Genomic DNA, 15394 nt, shown 5'->3' with positions numbered 1-15394 from the left:
GAAGCGTGTTACAAAACCTCGGACAAAAACGAATACAGTCCGAGCTTTTATAACAATGTCCTCAGCAGCCGCCACACAGAAAGACCGCCTGCTCGCCTATCTGACCCAGCACGAGCTCGCTCGTGCGTTCGAGCTGCGCAAGATGGGGATCAGCGCAACCACGATTTCCAGGGCTGTGGAAGCAGGAGACATTCTGCGAATTGGGCGCGGCCTCTATCAGGCTGCGGACGCGGAGACAGACCTTCATATGAACCTCAGTGAAGTCGCAAAACGCGCCCCGAAGGCTGTAATCTGCCTCCTGTCGGCACTTACCTTCCATGGTCTCACCGACCAGCTCCCACGCAAGGTCTGGTTCGCGATCGGTGCCAAGGACTGGACCCCGAAAATCCCCTATCCTCCCATCCGCATGGTCCGGTTCCGGGAGCCTTATTATTCCGAAGGCGTTGAGACCCATGTCATCGGGGGAACCAAGGTCAAGATGTATTCCATCCCGAAATCCATCGCCGACGCCTTCCGCAATCCAAAACTGGTTGACCGCTCGGTCGCCATCGAATGCCTGAGGTCAGCGCTAGAACAAAAAAAGGCCCGGCCAGGAGATCTCATGAGCGCGGCCAATACCTTCGGCGCCGGCAACCTTATGCGCCCCTACCTCGAAGCACTCACCTCCAATGGCTAAGGCACCGACGAACATCGCCGCCTCGGTGCGCCAACGCCTGCTCAACCTTGCGCGGGAAAACGGACGCGATTTCCAGACCGTCCTCGTCGCCTTTGGCCTGGAACGGCTCATCTATCGCCTCTCGGTTTCCGAATACCGCGATCGCTTTATTCTGAAGGGCGGCATGCTCGTGACGCTCTGGACAGCCGACCCCGGACGTTTCACGCGCGATGTCGACTTTCTGGGGTTCGGCGATTCAGATGAAGAAGCGCTTCGGAACATCTTCACGGAGGTTCTTTCCATCGATGCCGGCGATGGTCTGGTCTTCGACACCGGCGAGCTGACAGCCAGTGAAATCCGGGAAGATCAGGTCTATGGCGGCAAGCGACTTCGAACGACGGCCTATCTCGAACGGACACAGATCCCGATCACGATCGATCTTGGGTTCGGCGACGCACTGACCGCTCCGGAATACGAAATCGACTATGGTTCCCTGCTCGACTTCAACGCAGCCAAGATCCGCGCCTATTCACCCGCCACCGTGATCGCGGAGAAATACCAAGCCGTTGTCGCGCTGGGCCTTATCAATGGCCGGATGAAGGATTTCTACGACCTCTGGGCCATTCCCAAGGCCACGGAGATTAAGCCTGAAGAACTCGCAGCGGCCATCAAGGCGACGTTCGAGCGCCGTAACACACCTGTCCCGACCGAACGCCCGCCAGGCCTCAGCCAGGAGTTTGCAGAAGACCCCGTCAAGGTCGCGCAATGGACCGCCTATTCCGAAGCCACTGAACTTGGCGGAATTGCGCTGAGCGATGTTGTGGGTCAAATCTGGACCTTCATCTCTGAAGCCAGTGGATGAGGAAAGACAAGTTAGGCGCTCTGCTTCCGAACCGGCCTCGAACGCAAGCCTTATCGCATGCGTCGGGAGTTAGGCGTGTGAGTAAGTGGTCGGTTGATGGGCCGGCACATCCTCTAACGCCATAACTGACGTCTCTTTTTTTGGCTTACAATGCAAACAATCCGATCAAGTCGCCCTCGGCCAGCGAGTGTGCAGTTCATCGATGATGAAGGGATGCACCGGCTGGCCTTGTTGGTGGCCTTCCCGAAGGTGGGGGTGATCCGGTGGCAAGTCGTCGTGCGTGTGTTCGACGCGCTCTGCATCGCTGGCAGGCCACACGACGAGCGCCAGCAATGCACCTATAGCTGAGAGCAAGCACATTCCAGCAAGGGCCGCACCCTGGCCCCAAGCGGCACCGATCCATCCGACGAGTGGATACGCGATCAGCCAGCAGGCATGGCTGAGGGCAAACTGCGCGGCGAACACCGCAGGGCGGTTGTCACTGTGCGAGGATCGTCTCAGCAGCCTCCCCGATGGGGTTACACTCAGCGAATAGGCCGCACCGAGCAGGAACCAGCCGGCCAGCACAAGCGGCCATCGAAATCCCACGGTGAAGCTTAGCGAGGCAAGCACGCCCAACAACAAAGTCAGAGCGACCGACGCCAGAAGCAGAGCGGAACGGTCGCTCAGCCGCTTCAGAATCGATGAGATCGACAGGGCCACAAGCATCGAACCGAGCCCATATGCCCCGAGCGCAATCGCATAAGCTGTCTGGGAAAGGCCGAGTTCTTCCCGCACGATCACGACCGTGTTGACGATGACCATTGCCCCGGCCGCTGCTGCCGACAGCGTGATCGCCAGCAGACCCACGAGCCGTGGCGTTGCCAGGTAGATGCGGATGCCGCGTGTCGTGCGCTCGAACACACTCCCCTGCTGCGGGCCTGTCGCGCGCTGAACAACAAGCCCGGAAGTGACGACCAGCAAGGCGGAAGCAACGAACCCGACGGATGTGCCCGCAAACAGTCCATTGAAACTGATCACGGTCAGGAGCGCCGCTGCGATCATCGGGCTTGTCAGGCTTTCCATGTCGTAGGCGAGCCGGGAAAGCGAAAGTGCTTTCGTATAGGTTTCCTCATCCGGCAGGATGTCCGGAATGGTCGCCTGGAAAGTTGGCGTGAAAGCCGCCGAAGCGGATTGCAGCAGGAAGATCAGGACGTAGACCTGCCAGATCTCGGTCACGAACGGCAGCACAAGGGCGATGGCCGCTCTCACGATGTCCATGGCGACGAGGAAAGCGCGGCGGGGCAACCGGCTCGCGAATGCTCCCACGACCGGCGCGATGGTGATGTAAGCCACCATCTTGATCGCAAGGGCGGTGCCCAGCACCTGACCCGCCGCTTCGCCTGCCAGTTCGTAGGCCAGCAAACCCAGCGCGACCGTCAGCAATCCGGTGCCGACAAGGGCAACGACCTGCGCAAGGAACAGGTGCCGGTAGGTGCGCTGGGCGAGGACTGCGAGCATGGCTACATCATCCGTTTCACTTCACTATAGTCGCCGCGCACCCGGAGCGTGACCGTTACGTCCTTGCCGCTGCGATTACGCCAATACCAGCCGTGGGCGCCGTCGAACGCCGCCGCGAACTCGCCGGTATCGCCAGTGGCCCCACGCGCCTTCTTGTAGCTGTGAAAGCCATCGCCTGTGGGAAAGTCGGCGTGAAGTTCATAGTTGAGATTTCCGGTATCGACACTCCAGTCGTATTCGGCGGCGGCGCCTTCGGTCATCACGAGCTTCACTTCGGCGGCTTCGTCAGCCGCGAGCGTCAGGGAAACCTCGTCCGTCCACACCGGTAATTCTTCAACTGGTTCTTCGGACGGAGCAGCTGCGGCAAGTTCGGTAACCGGCTCGGAAACTTCCGGCTCCACCGTTGCCGGTTCAGGTGCGTTAGCTTCGCTGGCCGCCTCTTCAGCAAGTTGCTGTTTGATCTCGCCCATTTGGGTCAGGCCAAGCACGCGTCCGACTCCCGTGGGATCGACGCCGTATTCAGCCGGCAGCACTGCTCCGAACAGCGCAACAACAGCGATCACCAGCGCAACGCCGGTTGAACGCAGCAGCTGGGCTGTTGTGGGAAGGTCGTCTTTGTTCGGCAAATTCGCATTAAACATGGGAAACCTCAGAAGATGGAATTCAGGAAACGATGAGGCCGGTGAGCTGATACCCGATCAGCACGAAACCAGCGGCCATGAGAAGCATGTTGGCGGTGTAGGCGTGACGCTTGAAACCGGGCATTCGCCGCCAGAAACCCATCACGATCAGGATTGCGCCGAGTGCCAGCAGCTGGCCGACTTCGACTCCGACATTGAAAGCCAGAAGATTGGGCAACAGTCCATCATCGGCAATCTGATAGTCGATGATCTTGCTTGCCAGCCCCATCCCGTGGAACAGGCCAAAGACCAGTGTCGCGGCCTTGGTGTTGGGCTGGAAGCCGAACCAGCGCTGATAGGCACCCATATTGTCGAGCGCCTTGTAAACCACGGACAGGCCGATGATGGCATCGATCACGTAGGAATTGATGCCGACACCAAAGTAGACACCGGCGAGCATGGTCGTCGAATGGCCGATGGCAAACAGTGAGACATATGTCGCGATGTTCTTCAGGCGATACAGGAAGAAGATCACGCCCAGCAGGAACAGGATATGATCGTAACCGGTCACCATGTGCTTCGCGCCGAGATACAGGAACGAGACCAGGTGAACGCCGGTGATCTCCTGAATGTATCCTTTGTCACCCTCGGCCACCGCATGGGCAGATGCCTCTCCGGCAAAGACGGCGCACATTGCCAGCATCAAGACGGGCATGATGAGCGCCCGGCCTCGCAGTTGGCCAATCAGTCTTGTCAGCATGGACGCTCCAGTCCGGTTTGAGTGTGTTTGCGCGTTCATTCTGCCGGGCCTCCCGCAGATTCGCCTGCTCGCAGGAAGTGTGGAGCGGCGGCGTCACGTCGCTCAAATCCGTGCACGATGCGATAAAGCGCAGGAAGGACCAGAAGCGTCAGCAGTGTCGACGAGATGATCCCGCCGATGACGACCGTTGCAAGTGGCCGCTGGACCTCGCTGCCTAGACCCACGTTGACCGCCATCGGCACAAAGCCGAGGCTGGCAACCAGCGCCGTCATCAGGACCGGCCGTAGCCTCAACAGAGCGCCTTCGAAAATCGCCGTATCCAGCGGCTCGCCTGCTTCCCGGCGTTGTTTGATGAAGCTTAGCATCACCACGCCATTCAGCACCGCAACGCCAGAGAGAGCGATAAAGCCCACACCGGCAGAGATCGACAGCGGCAGACCCCGCAGGGCAAGCGCCGCAACGCCCCCGGTCAGGGCCAGCGGCACGCCGGAGAAGACGACCGCTGCATCCCTGACAGTGCCGAACAGCATCAGCAACAATCCGAAGATCATCAAGAGCGCAATCGGAACCACGATAGACAAACGCTGGCTGGCCGACACAAGCTGTTCCCATGTGCCGCCGTATTCGATCCAGTAGCCTTCCGGCAGCTCCACGTTGCGGGACACCTGTTCCTGCAAGTCACGGATGAATGAACCGAGATCGCGCCCACGGACGTTCGTCGTGACGGTCAGCTTACGCTTGCCGTTCTCGCGGCTGATCTGATTGGGACCAGGTGCGATCTCAACGCTCGCCACTTCCGACATCGGGACGAACAGCGGTCCACCCACGCCTCGCCTGCTTTCAGGCAGCGGAACCGGCAGACGTTCAATCGCCGCAACATCGGTGCGCAGGTATTCGGGGAACCGCACAACGATGTCGAAGCGCCGGTCGCCCTCAAAGTAACGTCCCGACACTTCGCCGCCGAGTGCGATCTGCGCCACACGCTGAACGTCTTCGACATCGAGACCATACCGGGCAAGTGCCGCGCGGTCCGGATGGATCGACAGGATCGGCAAGCCAGTCACCTGTTCAGATTGCGCGTCAGCCGATCCGGTTACGCCGCTCACCACACCTTCGACCTCATCTGCCAGTGCCGCGAGCGTATCGAGATCGTCGCCATAAATCTTGATGGCCACGTCCGCCCGGACACCGGAAATGAGTTCGTTGAAGCGCATCTCAATTGGCTGGGTCAGCTCATACTTGCTGCCGGGAATCTCGTTCACGGCTGCTTCAAGTTCCGCCACCACCTGCGCCTTCGGCTTTCGAGGGTCAGGCCATTCGGAACGCGGCTTCATGATCACGAACGTATCGGCCACGCTTGGCGGCACCGGATCGGTGGCGATCTCAGGTGTACCGATCTTGGCGAACACGCGCTGAACTTCGGGCACTTTTGTAATGCGTGCCTCCAGCATTTCCTGCATGTCGATGGCCTGCGAAAGGCTTGTGCCAGGAATACGCAGCGCATGGAGTGCGATATCTCCCTCGTCCAGGCTCGGTATGAACTCCGAACCGATACGGGTGGCACCCCATCCAGCCAGGGCGACCAGCGCCACGGCACCTGCGACAACGAGATACCGGAAGCGAAGCGCATATTGGAGCGCTGGCCGGTAGGCTGACTTCGCCCCCCGCATCACCCAGCTTTCCTTCTCCGTCACCTTGCCACGCACGAGCAGTGCAACCGCCGCAGGCACGAAAGTCAGTGACAGGATCAACGCCGACGTGAGCGCGAGCACGACTGTGAACGCCATCGGGTGGAACATTTTCCCTTCGATGCCGGTCAGAGCAAAGATGGGCAGGTAGACGACTGTGATGATGATCACACCGAAGATCGACGGCTTGATCACTTCACTGGACGCACTGGCCGCGAGGCTGAAGCGTTCATCCCGCGTGAGCAGACGCCCGAGATTGTGCTGCGCCTCGGCAAAACGCCTCAGACAGTTCTCGACGATGATGACCGCTCCGTCGACGATCAGACCGAAGTCCAGAGCGCCGAGGCTCATCAGGTTGCCCGAGACCTTGTTCTCGACCATTCCCGTGATCGTCATCAGCATGGCCAGCGGAATCACCGCAGCGGTCAGTAGCGCCGCCCGGATGTTTCCGAGCAGAAGGAACAGAACCAGGATGACGAGAAGCGCGCCTTCCATGAGGTTCTTCTCGACCGTCTTGATGGTGGCATCGACCAGCGTGGTCCGGTTGTAGACCGGCGTGATCGTCACGCCCTCCGGCAGGCTTGGCCGGATCGTATCGACCTTCTCATCAACAGCGATGGAAACGGTCCTGCTGTTCTCGCCAACGAGCATGAACGCGGTGCCCAGAACAATTTCCGCGCCGTTCTGCGTCGCTGCGCCCGTGCGCAGTTCTTCGCCTTCCCGAACCTCGGCAACATCACGCAGGCGCACTGAAACAACGCCTGTATCCTTGACGGTGATGTCGCGAAGATCGTCCAGCGTTTCTGCCTGTCCCGGAACGCGGATCAGGTTCTGTTCGCCGTGCCGCTCGATGTAGCCAGCGCCAGCATTTGCGTTGTTGCGATCAATCGCCTGAATGATGTCATCCAGAGTCAGACCAAACCCGGCCATGGCGGCAGGATCAGGAAGGACATGGATTTCCTTCTTGAAGCCGCCGATCGTGTTGACCTCGGTTACGCCTTTCACGGTCCTTAGCTGAGGCAGCACGACCCAGTCATTCAGGGTCCGCAAGTCCATGGGAGACCATGGCGTGCCGTCCTCTTTCAGGGCGCCCGGCTCAGCCGACAGGATGTACATGTAAATTTCACCCAGACCCGTTGCGATGGGGCCGGGCTCAGGGGTGATGCCCGGCGGCAGATCAGCCTGAGCGGACTGGATCCGTTCACTGACCAGCTGGCGCGCACGGTAGATGTCCGTTCCATCCTCGAACACGACGGTGACCTGACTGAGGCCGTAGCGCGAAACGGACCGCGTGTAGGACAGTCCGGGCAGCCCGGAGATCGCCGTCTCGACCGGGAATGTGATGCGCTGCTCCGCTTCGAGCGGGGAGAAGCCCGGCGCTTCGGTATTCACCTGCACCTGCACATTGGTGATGTCCGGAACCGCATCAATCGGCAGCCGGTTGAAGTTCCATATACCGAGCCCCGCAAGGCCCAGCACAATCGCCATGACGAGCCAGCGCTGCCGGATCGAAAATTCGATGATTTTCTCTAGCATGTCCCGCTCCTAGTGGTCGTGGCTCGCGCCAGACTTTTCGATGTCGGCTTTGATGAGGTAGGAGTTCTCGGTGACGTAGGTCTCGCCCGGCTTCACACCGCCAAGGATCTCGGCATACTCACCATCCCGCCGACCGATATCCAGCATCCTGACCTCGTAGGTCTCATCGACCTTGGCGTAGACAACGGTGAAATCCCGGAAGGACTGGAGGCCGGACTCCCGCACGGCCAGCGGCACTTCCGTCTCAGCGGTCGTCACTTCCGCCATAATCCGCATGCCAGGCTGCAGACCAGTCTCAGCGGGCAAGCCAGCGACCGCGACACGGGTTTGCGACCCTGCCCCCGTGATCGGAAGGAAGTGAGAGATCGTGGTCTCGATGTCGAGGTCGCCTCCGGCAACGCCGAGGTGGACCTTCTGACCCGGCTCCACCTTTAGGACATCTCTTGGAAACACATGAAGGCGGGCCTCGGCATTCGCGAAGTCCGCGATCACGAACAGCGCTTCGCTTCCAGCGACATCACCCGCATTCGTGTGGCGCTCCAGGATCGTGCCGGAGACGGGCGCCGGGACGGTATACTCCTGCAGGCTGGAGGAGGACTCCACCACGGCCAGCGTTTGCCCTCTGCGAACATAGTCGCCCACCTTGGCATTCACGGATTTCACGGGGCCCGGATAGCGCGCACGGACTTCTGCTGTCGCGGACGGAGAGAGTTCCACCGTCCCCGACACTGTGATCACGTCGCGGATCGACGCAGGTCCCGCATTCTCTACCGATAGTCCCGCTTCGGCGGCAACATCGTCCGGGATCGTGGTCCGCCCTTCATAGGAATCATAGCGCCAGCTTGAAGTCTTGCCACCCTGGCGCGCGATAACCTCGACCTCGAACGAGTGTGGTTCGATGACCACCCCATCGCCCATGAGATAATCCTGGCGGGGTGAGAAAAAAAACTCGTCCACGATGTCGCCGAGGCGGTGCAGCCGGACGGTCAGGTCGATGCTCGAAGGATTTGCAGGCTCGCCCTTCAGATAGGGATATATCCGGAACTGGGGCGGCACACCGGTTTCGAAGATCGTCATTTCGACGACAAAGTCGCCATCCTCCAGAAGGCGGCCATTGTGCGGCCCCCTCTCATAGTCTTCCGCCGCCTCAGCTTCGTGACCCTGGCCGTGTTGGCCGGTTTTGGGCTCTGAGTTGCCGCAGCTCGCGAGTGCGAGGAGACCGGTCAAGGCAGCAGCGCCGATCAGTTGCTTGGAATATTTCATGGGAGAGTCTCCTCGCGGTGATCGGCTTCTCCGATCAGGTGGGTCAGTTCGATATTGTTCAGGACATGAGTTCGAAGGTAGGTCAGGCGTGCATCGCGAAGCGCCGTCAGCGTTCTTTGCGCATCGAACACATCGAGGTAAGAAAAGGCACCGCGATTGTAGCCTTCCGTGGCCAGATCAAGGGCCCGCTGAGCCTCCGGAACAAGTATCGTGTCGATTTCAGCGATTGCGTCCAGCGCACTCAGCGAAGCACGCTGATATGCCATGGCCTTGCGCACGAGTTCCTGCCTCAAGGCTTCAGACTCTGCTTCAAAGCGGAAGGCTTCGGCTCTTGCCTTTGCGACACCGGCCTCACTGCGCACGCCTGTGCCCAGCGGGATAGAAACGCCGCCAATGATCGCCAGGTCATCTTCGATACCGAATTTTCGCGCCCCGACGCTCCAGGTAACGTCCGGAACGCCGGAGGCTTTCTCGACTTCCGCCTTCGCCACGGACCGGGCCTTTTCAGCATCGAGACTATCCAGATGCGGTGTGCTGATGTCAGCCGGACCTATCGCACGGGCCGAGGGGGCAAGTTCCATGACAGACGGGTCCAGCCTGATCTCTGCATCACTCCCCCAGTAAGAGGCCAACGCCGCGCGAAGATCGCGGGCTTCGATAGCATAGCGCCGGGCATCCGCCTCCGCCTGCAGCCGGTCCGACGCAGCCCGCGCAGACGCCAACATGGGGTCTCTGGCTGCATCGACGCGGCGTTTGATGGCCGCCTCCAGTGTTGTCGCGATTTCAAGGCGCTCGCAGGCAAGTTGCAGTCTTTCTTCGGAGAACACTGCTTCCGCGTAGAGGTTCTCGATCTCATGACGGATCTCATAGTCAGCCAGGGCGAGGCCGGTTTGCGCAACCGCAACGCCCGATTCAGCAAGCGCCTGACGTGCCTCGCGTTTACCACCCCGCTCCCAAACACGGGAGAAACGCCCAGTGACCTGAAGATTATCGATATTGCTGGCGAGGCCCGTACCGGGAAAGTCCTCAATTTCGAGGGAGACAGTGTCGGCGGGACGCAGGCGGGCAATGGACCGCTCTGTTCGCGCAGCAGCGATCGCGGCTTCCGCGGAGTCTGGACGGCGGTCAAAATCGCTTGCGCGGGTAATTGCCGCCTCGAGCGTCACAAGCTCGACTGACTGAGACGGCGGCTCACACGCGCCGGTTTCAGCGGCCGCGTATGCAGAGTGAGAGACCAGCATGATTGCCAGCCCGAAATACTTGATAGACATGGAAAAGCGCCCTTGATGGCAGGAACAGACATACCGGACCGCTCTCGCAATCCGGTTGGAGTTCAGCCATCAGGCGCGTTCGGGATCCGGGTCTCTCGGCAGGACCGGGCCAAGCCTGTTGAGGCAGTCCCCGAAGCACCGCTCGGCATTCTGGAACGGGATAGGCCCGCTTGCCGGCGCCATCAGATCAATCGCAACAAAATGCAGGTCCGCGTCGTGGCCGGACGAGCCGTGCTGCTGCTGGCCTGCATCCAGGTCGGAACCGCCATCTTCGTCTGCATAGTCAGCGCCCGAATGGTGATCAAGCCCATGGTCGTCGTGCAGGTCTGCGACCGCTACATCCTGTGCATGCGCCCGGGAATGCTCCACCGGCACCAGGACACCTGATGCAGCGAAAGCAATACACAGCAGAAATGCGCGGACGAAAGACATTGTGATCGACTACAAGCCAGGCTGGAATGTGTAAAGTGCCGGAGTGTTAACAGTACACGAATTTGAAGAAGTCTGAGACAATAGAGTGCGATTGATCATCGGGGGTGAACTCTCATGCAGCAGACACAAGCAGGGTGTCGCCCCTATCTGGCCCTGGCCGATATCAAAGCAGATCGCCTGATACCGAGCCGCTTGCCGCCGGCACGCCCTTGCAGGCGGGTTGGGGAACGCGTCTCGCTCTCGATCTGAGGCAACCGCCCGCACTGTAGCGGCAAGACGTTCGCGACAGTGCAAGGGAAACGACGGCGAAGCTCCAGGGGTGAAAGCTCGCCGTCGTACGCCCCTCAGAAAGGGAGCGTCATTGCCGCTTGGAGGTCTAGTCAAACTTCACGGCAAAATCCCCATAAATGGGATCGTAATACACGCCGCCAGCCTGATAATCGCCATTCCACACTTTCTCGCCGGCCTCATTGGTCCGGTAGATGTACGGCGACAAGAGCAGGCGTTCCTGATGCCACCGGCCCGCTTCACCCGATGGAATCTGCGTGCCTGACCCGTACAGCATCAGCCCCTGGTCAGAGCGGATCTCGTGCTGAGGGCTGGTCTCCATGTATTCATGACTGACATTCATCAGCTTGTGACCAAGCTCATGCGCGATGGTCAGCTTGTTCACCGCATCGTGCTTCGTCAGCGTAATGACGCCGCGAAGACGCCCTGGGATCGTGTCAGCATAGGTGTAGGACGGAAACGAGAGACCCGACGTGTTGACCACCTTGGGTGCCCAATTGCGGCCTCCATCCAGATCCTCATAGTACGGCATATATACGTTCTCGAGCGCAACCAGATACACTGTCCGGCTGTTGTCCCCGGTCGGTTCGATGATGGCCTCAAATGCCTCGGTCGCACCATCTGACATCTCAGTGGGATGTATCGCGCTTTGCACATACATGTTGCCATACCCCCCCGATGGAAGGTCTGATTCCCATTTGGAGGCAAAGATCGCCAGGTGTCTTGGATCCACCTCGCCCGTTTTTACCCAAAGCAGATTCAGTTGGACGCCCGTCGGAGCAAACACCTTCTTGGCGTTTCTGAACTCCTCGATCAAACCGCTCAGCGGCAGCTTGTCTGCAGCCCCCTCGTGCAGGTTTGAGGGATAATACAAACCAATGTCCACGGTCGGCTTTCCTGGTTCAAGATCGGCGTTGATCGCCTGAACATCAATTGATTCAACGGCGCTCCACTCTACGGCTGACACGGATGCCGGTTCCAATGCGTGAACCGCAGGTGTGGCAACGCATCCCCCAACGGCCAAAGTAAAAAGCGCCGCGGAAAACAGTGTCCTTTTCATGGATGTCTCCTTGTTGTTCTGGTCCATACTGGCTGTGTTCTGAAGGCTGCCGGCCGATCAGTCGGCCGCCGGCTTGGATGCTTCGAGAACTTCATCGAAATCGGGGTTCTTCATCCGGGCAAACTGGATGGCCGGATGGTCGGCGGCGAGCTGGTGATAGTAGAACGGCTCGCCTTCACGATACTGGGCGTCCAGCGTTTCCGACATCTCACCGATCCCCTGGGTGAAGGACTGATAGGTCTCCCCTTCCTTCTTCTTCTTGAAGATCAGGATCTCCGCCCCTTCAGGAAACGGCGCTTCCCAGCCGGTCGGCATACCGGAACCGAAGTGGAAAGTTGAACCCGCTTCCATGACCTGCCGCTTGCCCTCGCTGCACAGGACCCAGCGTCCGCCCATCGTGTAGATAATGCTTTCCGTGGGATGAGGATGCTCGGACAGGAACATGCCCGGCTCGAGACGGAGCGTGTAATTGCGAAGCTCCTCACCAAACAGAAGCGGGCCGAAATATCCTTCATGCGTGAAGGTGCTGCTCGCCCCCTTCATCGCCTCGTCCACGCTCTCGATGATCTCGACATTGGTGGCGAGCTGAATGTACTCCGGCGAAGACGGCGTCGCCTGGATCACCATCGCAGGCTTGATATCGCCAGGCATGACATGCGACCCGTCCGGCGCATGCGAATGACCATGCGACTCTTCAGCGGACGTAGGGTCGGAACAGGCGGCAAGCGAGATTGCGAGCAGCGCAGGAATGATGGTCTGGATTTTCATGGATGTCTCCTTGTTGTTCTGGTCCATACTGGCTGTGTTCTGAAGGCTGCCGGCCGATCAGTCGGCCGCCGGCTTGGATGCTTCGAGGACTTCATCGAAATCGGGGTTCTTCATCCGGGCAAACTGGATGGCCGGATGGTCGGCGGCGAGCTGGTGATAGTAGAACGGCTCGCCTTCACGATACTGGGCGTCCAGCGTTTCCGACATCTCACCGATCCCCTGGGTGAAGGACTGATAGGTCTCCCCTTCCTTCTTCTTCTTGAAGATCAGGATCTCCGCCCCTTCAGGAAACGGCGCTTCCCAGCCGGTCGGCATGCCGGAACCGAAGTGGAAGGTCGAACCCGCTTCCATGACCTGCCGCTTGCCCTCGCTGCACAGGACCCAGCGTCCGCCCATCGTGTAGATAATGCTTTCCGTGGGATGAGGATGCTCGGACAGGAACATGCCCGGCTCGAGACGGAGCGTGTAATTGCGAAGCTCCTCACCAAACAGAAGCGGGCCGAAATATCCTTCATGCGTGAAGGTGCTGCTCGCCCCCTTCATCGCCTCGTCCACGCTCTCGATGATCTCGACATTGGTGGCGAGCTGAATGTACTCCGGCGAAGACGGCGTCGCCTGGATCACCATCGCAGGCTTGATATCGCCAGGCATGACATGCGACCCGTCCGGCGCATGCGAATGACCATGCGACTCTTCAGCGGAAGACGCTGGCGCGCTTTGCACGGACGTCTGTGCGGCGGCTGGCACCTGACCTGCCGATCCCATTTCGAGATGCGCATGAATGTGGTCGTCACGGCTGATCGGATAGTCTTCCCGCATGGTAGTATGGAACACGCCGTGCATCTGCATGATGAAGAGAACAAAACCCGCAGCCATCAGCCCCGCATTTATGTAAGTGCTTGCTGAACCGAAATGCGGCGTTCTCCTCAGCAGGTTCAACGCCAGCCACATCACGGCCAAAGCCGCGATCTGCCCGAATTCAACCCCGACATTGAAGGAGATGATGTGCATGAACAGACCGGAATCCTCGCGGATCGGCAATTGCTGCAGACGCGTTGAAAGGCCAAATCCATGAATTAGCCCGAACGCCAGCACCATGATCAGCAGGTTCGGCGACTGCGTGCCGAACACTTTCGGGAACCCGTTCAGGTTTTCAAAGCCCTTGTAGATAACGGTGAGGGCAATCACGGCATCGATGACATAATAGTTGGCGGTGATGCCAAGATAGGTCGCCGTTATCAGCGTAATTGTATGGCCAATTGTAAAGGCAGTGACGAAGCGCAGTATCGACGAAAAGCTCGTCAGAAAGAACATCACCCCAAACAGGAACAAGAGATGATCATACCCGGTGATCATATGTTCGGCACCGAGGATCAGGTATTGGAGATCACCTCCCTCGATCATTCTGCGGCGCGCCTCTTCTGAGATGCCATGGGCGTGGGCGACAGGTGAAAGCAAGACCGCACCTGCGGACAGGGTGGTCTGCTCCCTGAAAAGTGGTCCATTATTTGAGTTAGTTCCGGCTTCAGATATGGAGCTGAGACATGGGCAAGAGATCTACGCCTGAAGAGATTATTGCGAAGCTGCGGGAGGTGGAGGTGCGCCTTGCTCGCGGTGAGACGACGGGTCAGGCCGTGCGTTCGATCGGCGTGACGGAGCAGACCTACTACCGGTGGCGCAAGGAGTATGGCGGGCTGCAGGTTGGCCAGGCCAAGCGGATGAAGGAGATCGAGAAGGAGAATGCGCGGCTTCGCCGGGCGATCTCCGATCTGACCCTCGACAACCAGATCCTTCAGGAAGTCATCAAGGGAAAGTTCTAAGCCCTTCACGCAAACGCGAAGCGGTCGATCATGTGGTTGAGACACTCGGCGCAACCGAGCGCCGGGCCTGCCGTGTGATCGGCCAGCACCGTTCCACTCAGCGCAAGCCGCGCGTGCCGCGTCAGGACGAGGATGTGCTGACAGCAGCCATCATCGCCCTGGCGGAACGGTTCGGCCGGTATGGCTACCGCCGGATCACGGCCCTGCTGAGACGGGATGGCTGGCATGTGAACGAGAAGCGCGTCTATCGCATCTGGCGGCGTGAGGGGCTGAAAGTGCCAATGAAACAACCGAAACGTGGGCGCCTCTGGCTGAATGACGGTTCGTGCGTAAGACTTCGGCCAGCGCACAAGGGCCATGTCTGGTCATATGACTTCGTGCAGGACCGCACCCATGACGGCAAGGTGTTCCGCATGCTGTGCGTCATAGATGAGTTCACCCGCGAATGTCTCGCCATCCGCGTCGAACGCAAGCTCAACTCGCGTGATGTGCTCGACACGCTGGGCGAGCTGTTCGTGCATCATGGCCCGCCGGAGCATATCCGCTCCGATAATGGCCCCGAGTTCATCGCCACAGCTCTACGGGACTGGCTGGCACGTATCGGCGTGAAGACGCTCTATATCGAACCGGGAAGCCCATGGGAAAACGGATACTGCGAAAGCTTCAACTCCAAGCTCAGGGACGAGTTGCTGGCGAGGGAGATCTTCTATGATCTCAGGGAGGCCAAAGTCCTGATCGAAACCTGGCGGCGGCACTACAACACCGCGCGCCCACACTCTTCTCTGGGCTACCGGCCACCCGCTCCACAAACCATCTTGCCCGCGGCGTTCATACCGCCTTACTGTGACGAGGTAGCGGCATGAACGCCGCT

General features: G+C 59.6%; 13 protein-coding genes. 3 read left to right on the top strand and 10 right to left on the bottom strand.

The genetic code is table 11. From position 1 onward, the window contains the following. Positions 1-55 precede the first annotated feature (55 nt). Both HF931_RS06440 and HF931_RS06435 read left to right on the top strand, forming a co-directional pair. Positions 56-676, top strand: a complete 621-nt coding sequence (locus HF931_RS06440; protein ID WP_112062376.1) for a type IV toxin-antitoxin system AbiEi family antitoxin domain-containing protein — start codon at positions 56-58, stop codon at positions 674-676. Then, on the top strand, positions 669-1517 hold the full coding sequence (locus tag HF931_RS06435) for a nucleotidyl transferase AbiEii/AbiGii toxin family protein (RefSeq protein WP_112062377.1): 849 nt from the start codon (positions 669-671) through the stop codon (positions 1515-1517). The genes HF931_RS06440 and HF931_RS06435 overlap by 8 nt, the downstream gene beginning before the upstream one ends. Positions 1518-1682: 165 nt before the next feature. Here HF931_RS06435 and HF931_RS06430 read toward each other — a convergent pair whose 3' ends face one another. From HF931_RS06430 to HF931_RS06385, 10 genes are all read right to left on the bottom strand, one after another. Further along, positions 1683-3017 carry an MFS transporter gene (locus tag HF931_RS06430; RefSeq protein ID WP_112062378.1) on the bottom strand — a complete coding sequence of 445 codons (1335 nt, stop codon included), beginning with the start codon at positions 3015-3017 and terminating at the stop codon, positions 1683-1685. Positions 3018-3019: 2 nt separating this feature from the next. After that, the gene (locus HF931_RS06425; RefSeq protein ID WP_112062379.1) at positions 3020-3658 is read right to left on the bottom strand and encodes a transmembrane anchor protein; all 639 of its coding nucleotides are present in this window, start codon (positions 3656-3658) and stop codon (positions 3020-3022) included. A 22-nt stretch (positions 3659-3680) separates the two neighbouring features. Then, positions 3681-4352, bottom strand: coding sequence for a HupE/UreJ family protein (locus tag HF931_RS06420; RefSeq protein ID WP_411710410.1), 672 nt, complete (start codon positions 4350-4352; stop codon positions 3681-3683). A gap of 80 nt (positions 4353-4432) precedes the next feature. Next, complete coding sequence (locus HF931_RS06415) at positions 4433-7621, bottom strand: efflux RND transporter permease subunit (protein ID WP_112062381.1); 3189 nt, start codon at positions 7619-7621, stop codon at positions 4433-4435. Positions 7622-7630: 9 nt separating this feature from the next. Further along, positions 7631-8884, bottom strand: a complete 1254-nt coding sequence (locus HF931_RS06410; RefSeq protein ID WP_273242552.1) for an efflux RND transporter periplasmic adaptor subunit — start codon at positions 8882-8884, stop codon at positions 7631-7633. Further along, complete coding sequence (locus HF931_RS06405) at positions 8881-10155, bottom strand: TolC family protein (protein ID WP_112062383.1); 1275 nt, start codon at positions 10153-10155, stop codon at positions 8881-8883. The genes HF931_RS06410 and HF931_RS06405 overlap by 4 nt, the downstream gene beginning before the upstream one ends. A 69-nt stretch (positions 10156-10224) precedes the next feature. Next, positions 10225-10587, bottom strand: coding sequence for a hypothetical protein (locus HF931_RS06400; RefSeq protein ID WP_112062384.1), 363 nt, complete (start codon positions 10585-10587; stop codon positions 10225-10227). A gap of 376 nt (positions 10588-10963) precedes the next feature. Continuing rightward, a complete protein-coding gene (locus tag HF931_RS06395; RefSeq protein ID WP_146739719.1) occupies positions 10964-11935 on the bottom strand; it encodes a hypothetical protein in 972 nt (323 codons plus the stop codon). Between the two features lie 57 nt (positions 11936-11992). After that, on the bottom strand, positions 11993-12703 hold the full coding sequence (locus HF931_RS06390; RefSeq protein WP_273242548.1) for a cupin domain-containing protein: 711 nt from the start codon (positions 12701-12703) through the stop codon (positions 11993-11995). Positions 12704-12760: 57 nt separating this feature from the next. Further along, positions 12761-14107, bottom strand: a complete 1347-nt coding sequence (locus HF931_RS06385) for a HupE/UreJ family protein (protein ID WP_273242547.1) — start codon at positions 14105-14107, stop codon at positions 12761-12763. A gap of 140 nt (positions 14108-14247) precedes the next feature. Here HF931_RS06385 and HF931_RS06380 point away from each other — a divergent pair. Beyond that, positions 14248-15386 (top strand): IS3 family transposase gene (locus HF931_RS06380; protein WP_119375279.1). Its coding sequence is split into 2 segments (ribosomal slippage): positions 14248-14506 and positions 14506-15386, totalling 1140 coding nucleotides; the frame shifts between segments, so codons are not numbered across the junction. Positions 15387-15394: the final 8 nt, after the last annotated feature.

This window comes from Hyphomonas atlantica corrig. (assembly GCF_017795365.1).
Classification (GTDB): Bacteria; Pseudomonadota; Alphaproteobacteria; order Caulobacterales; family Hyphomonadaceae; genus Hyphomonas; species Hyphomonas atlantica.
The sequence above is the reverse complement of the archived record's forward strand: the minus strand, read 5'-3'. Positions and strand labels throughout refer to the sequence as shown.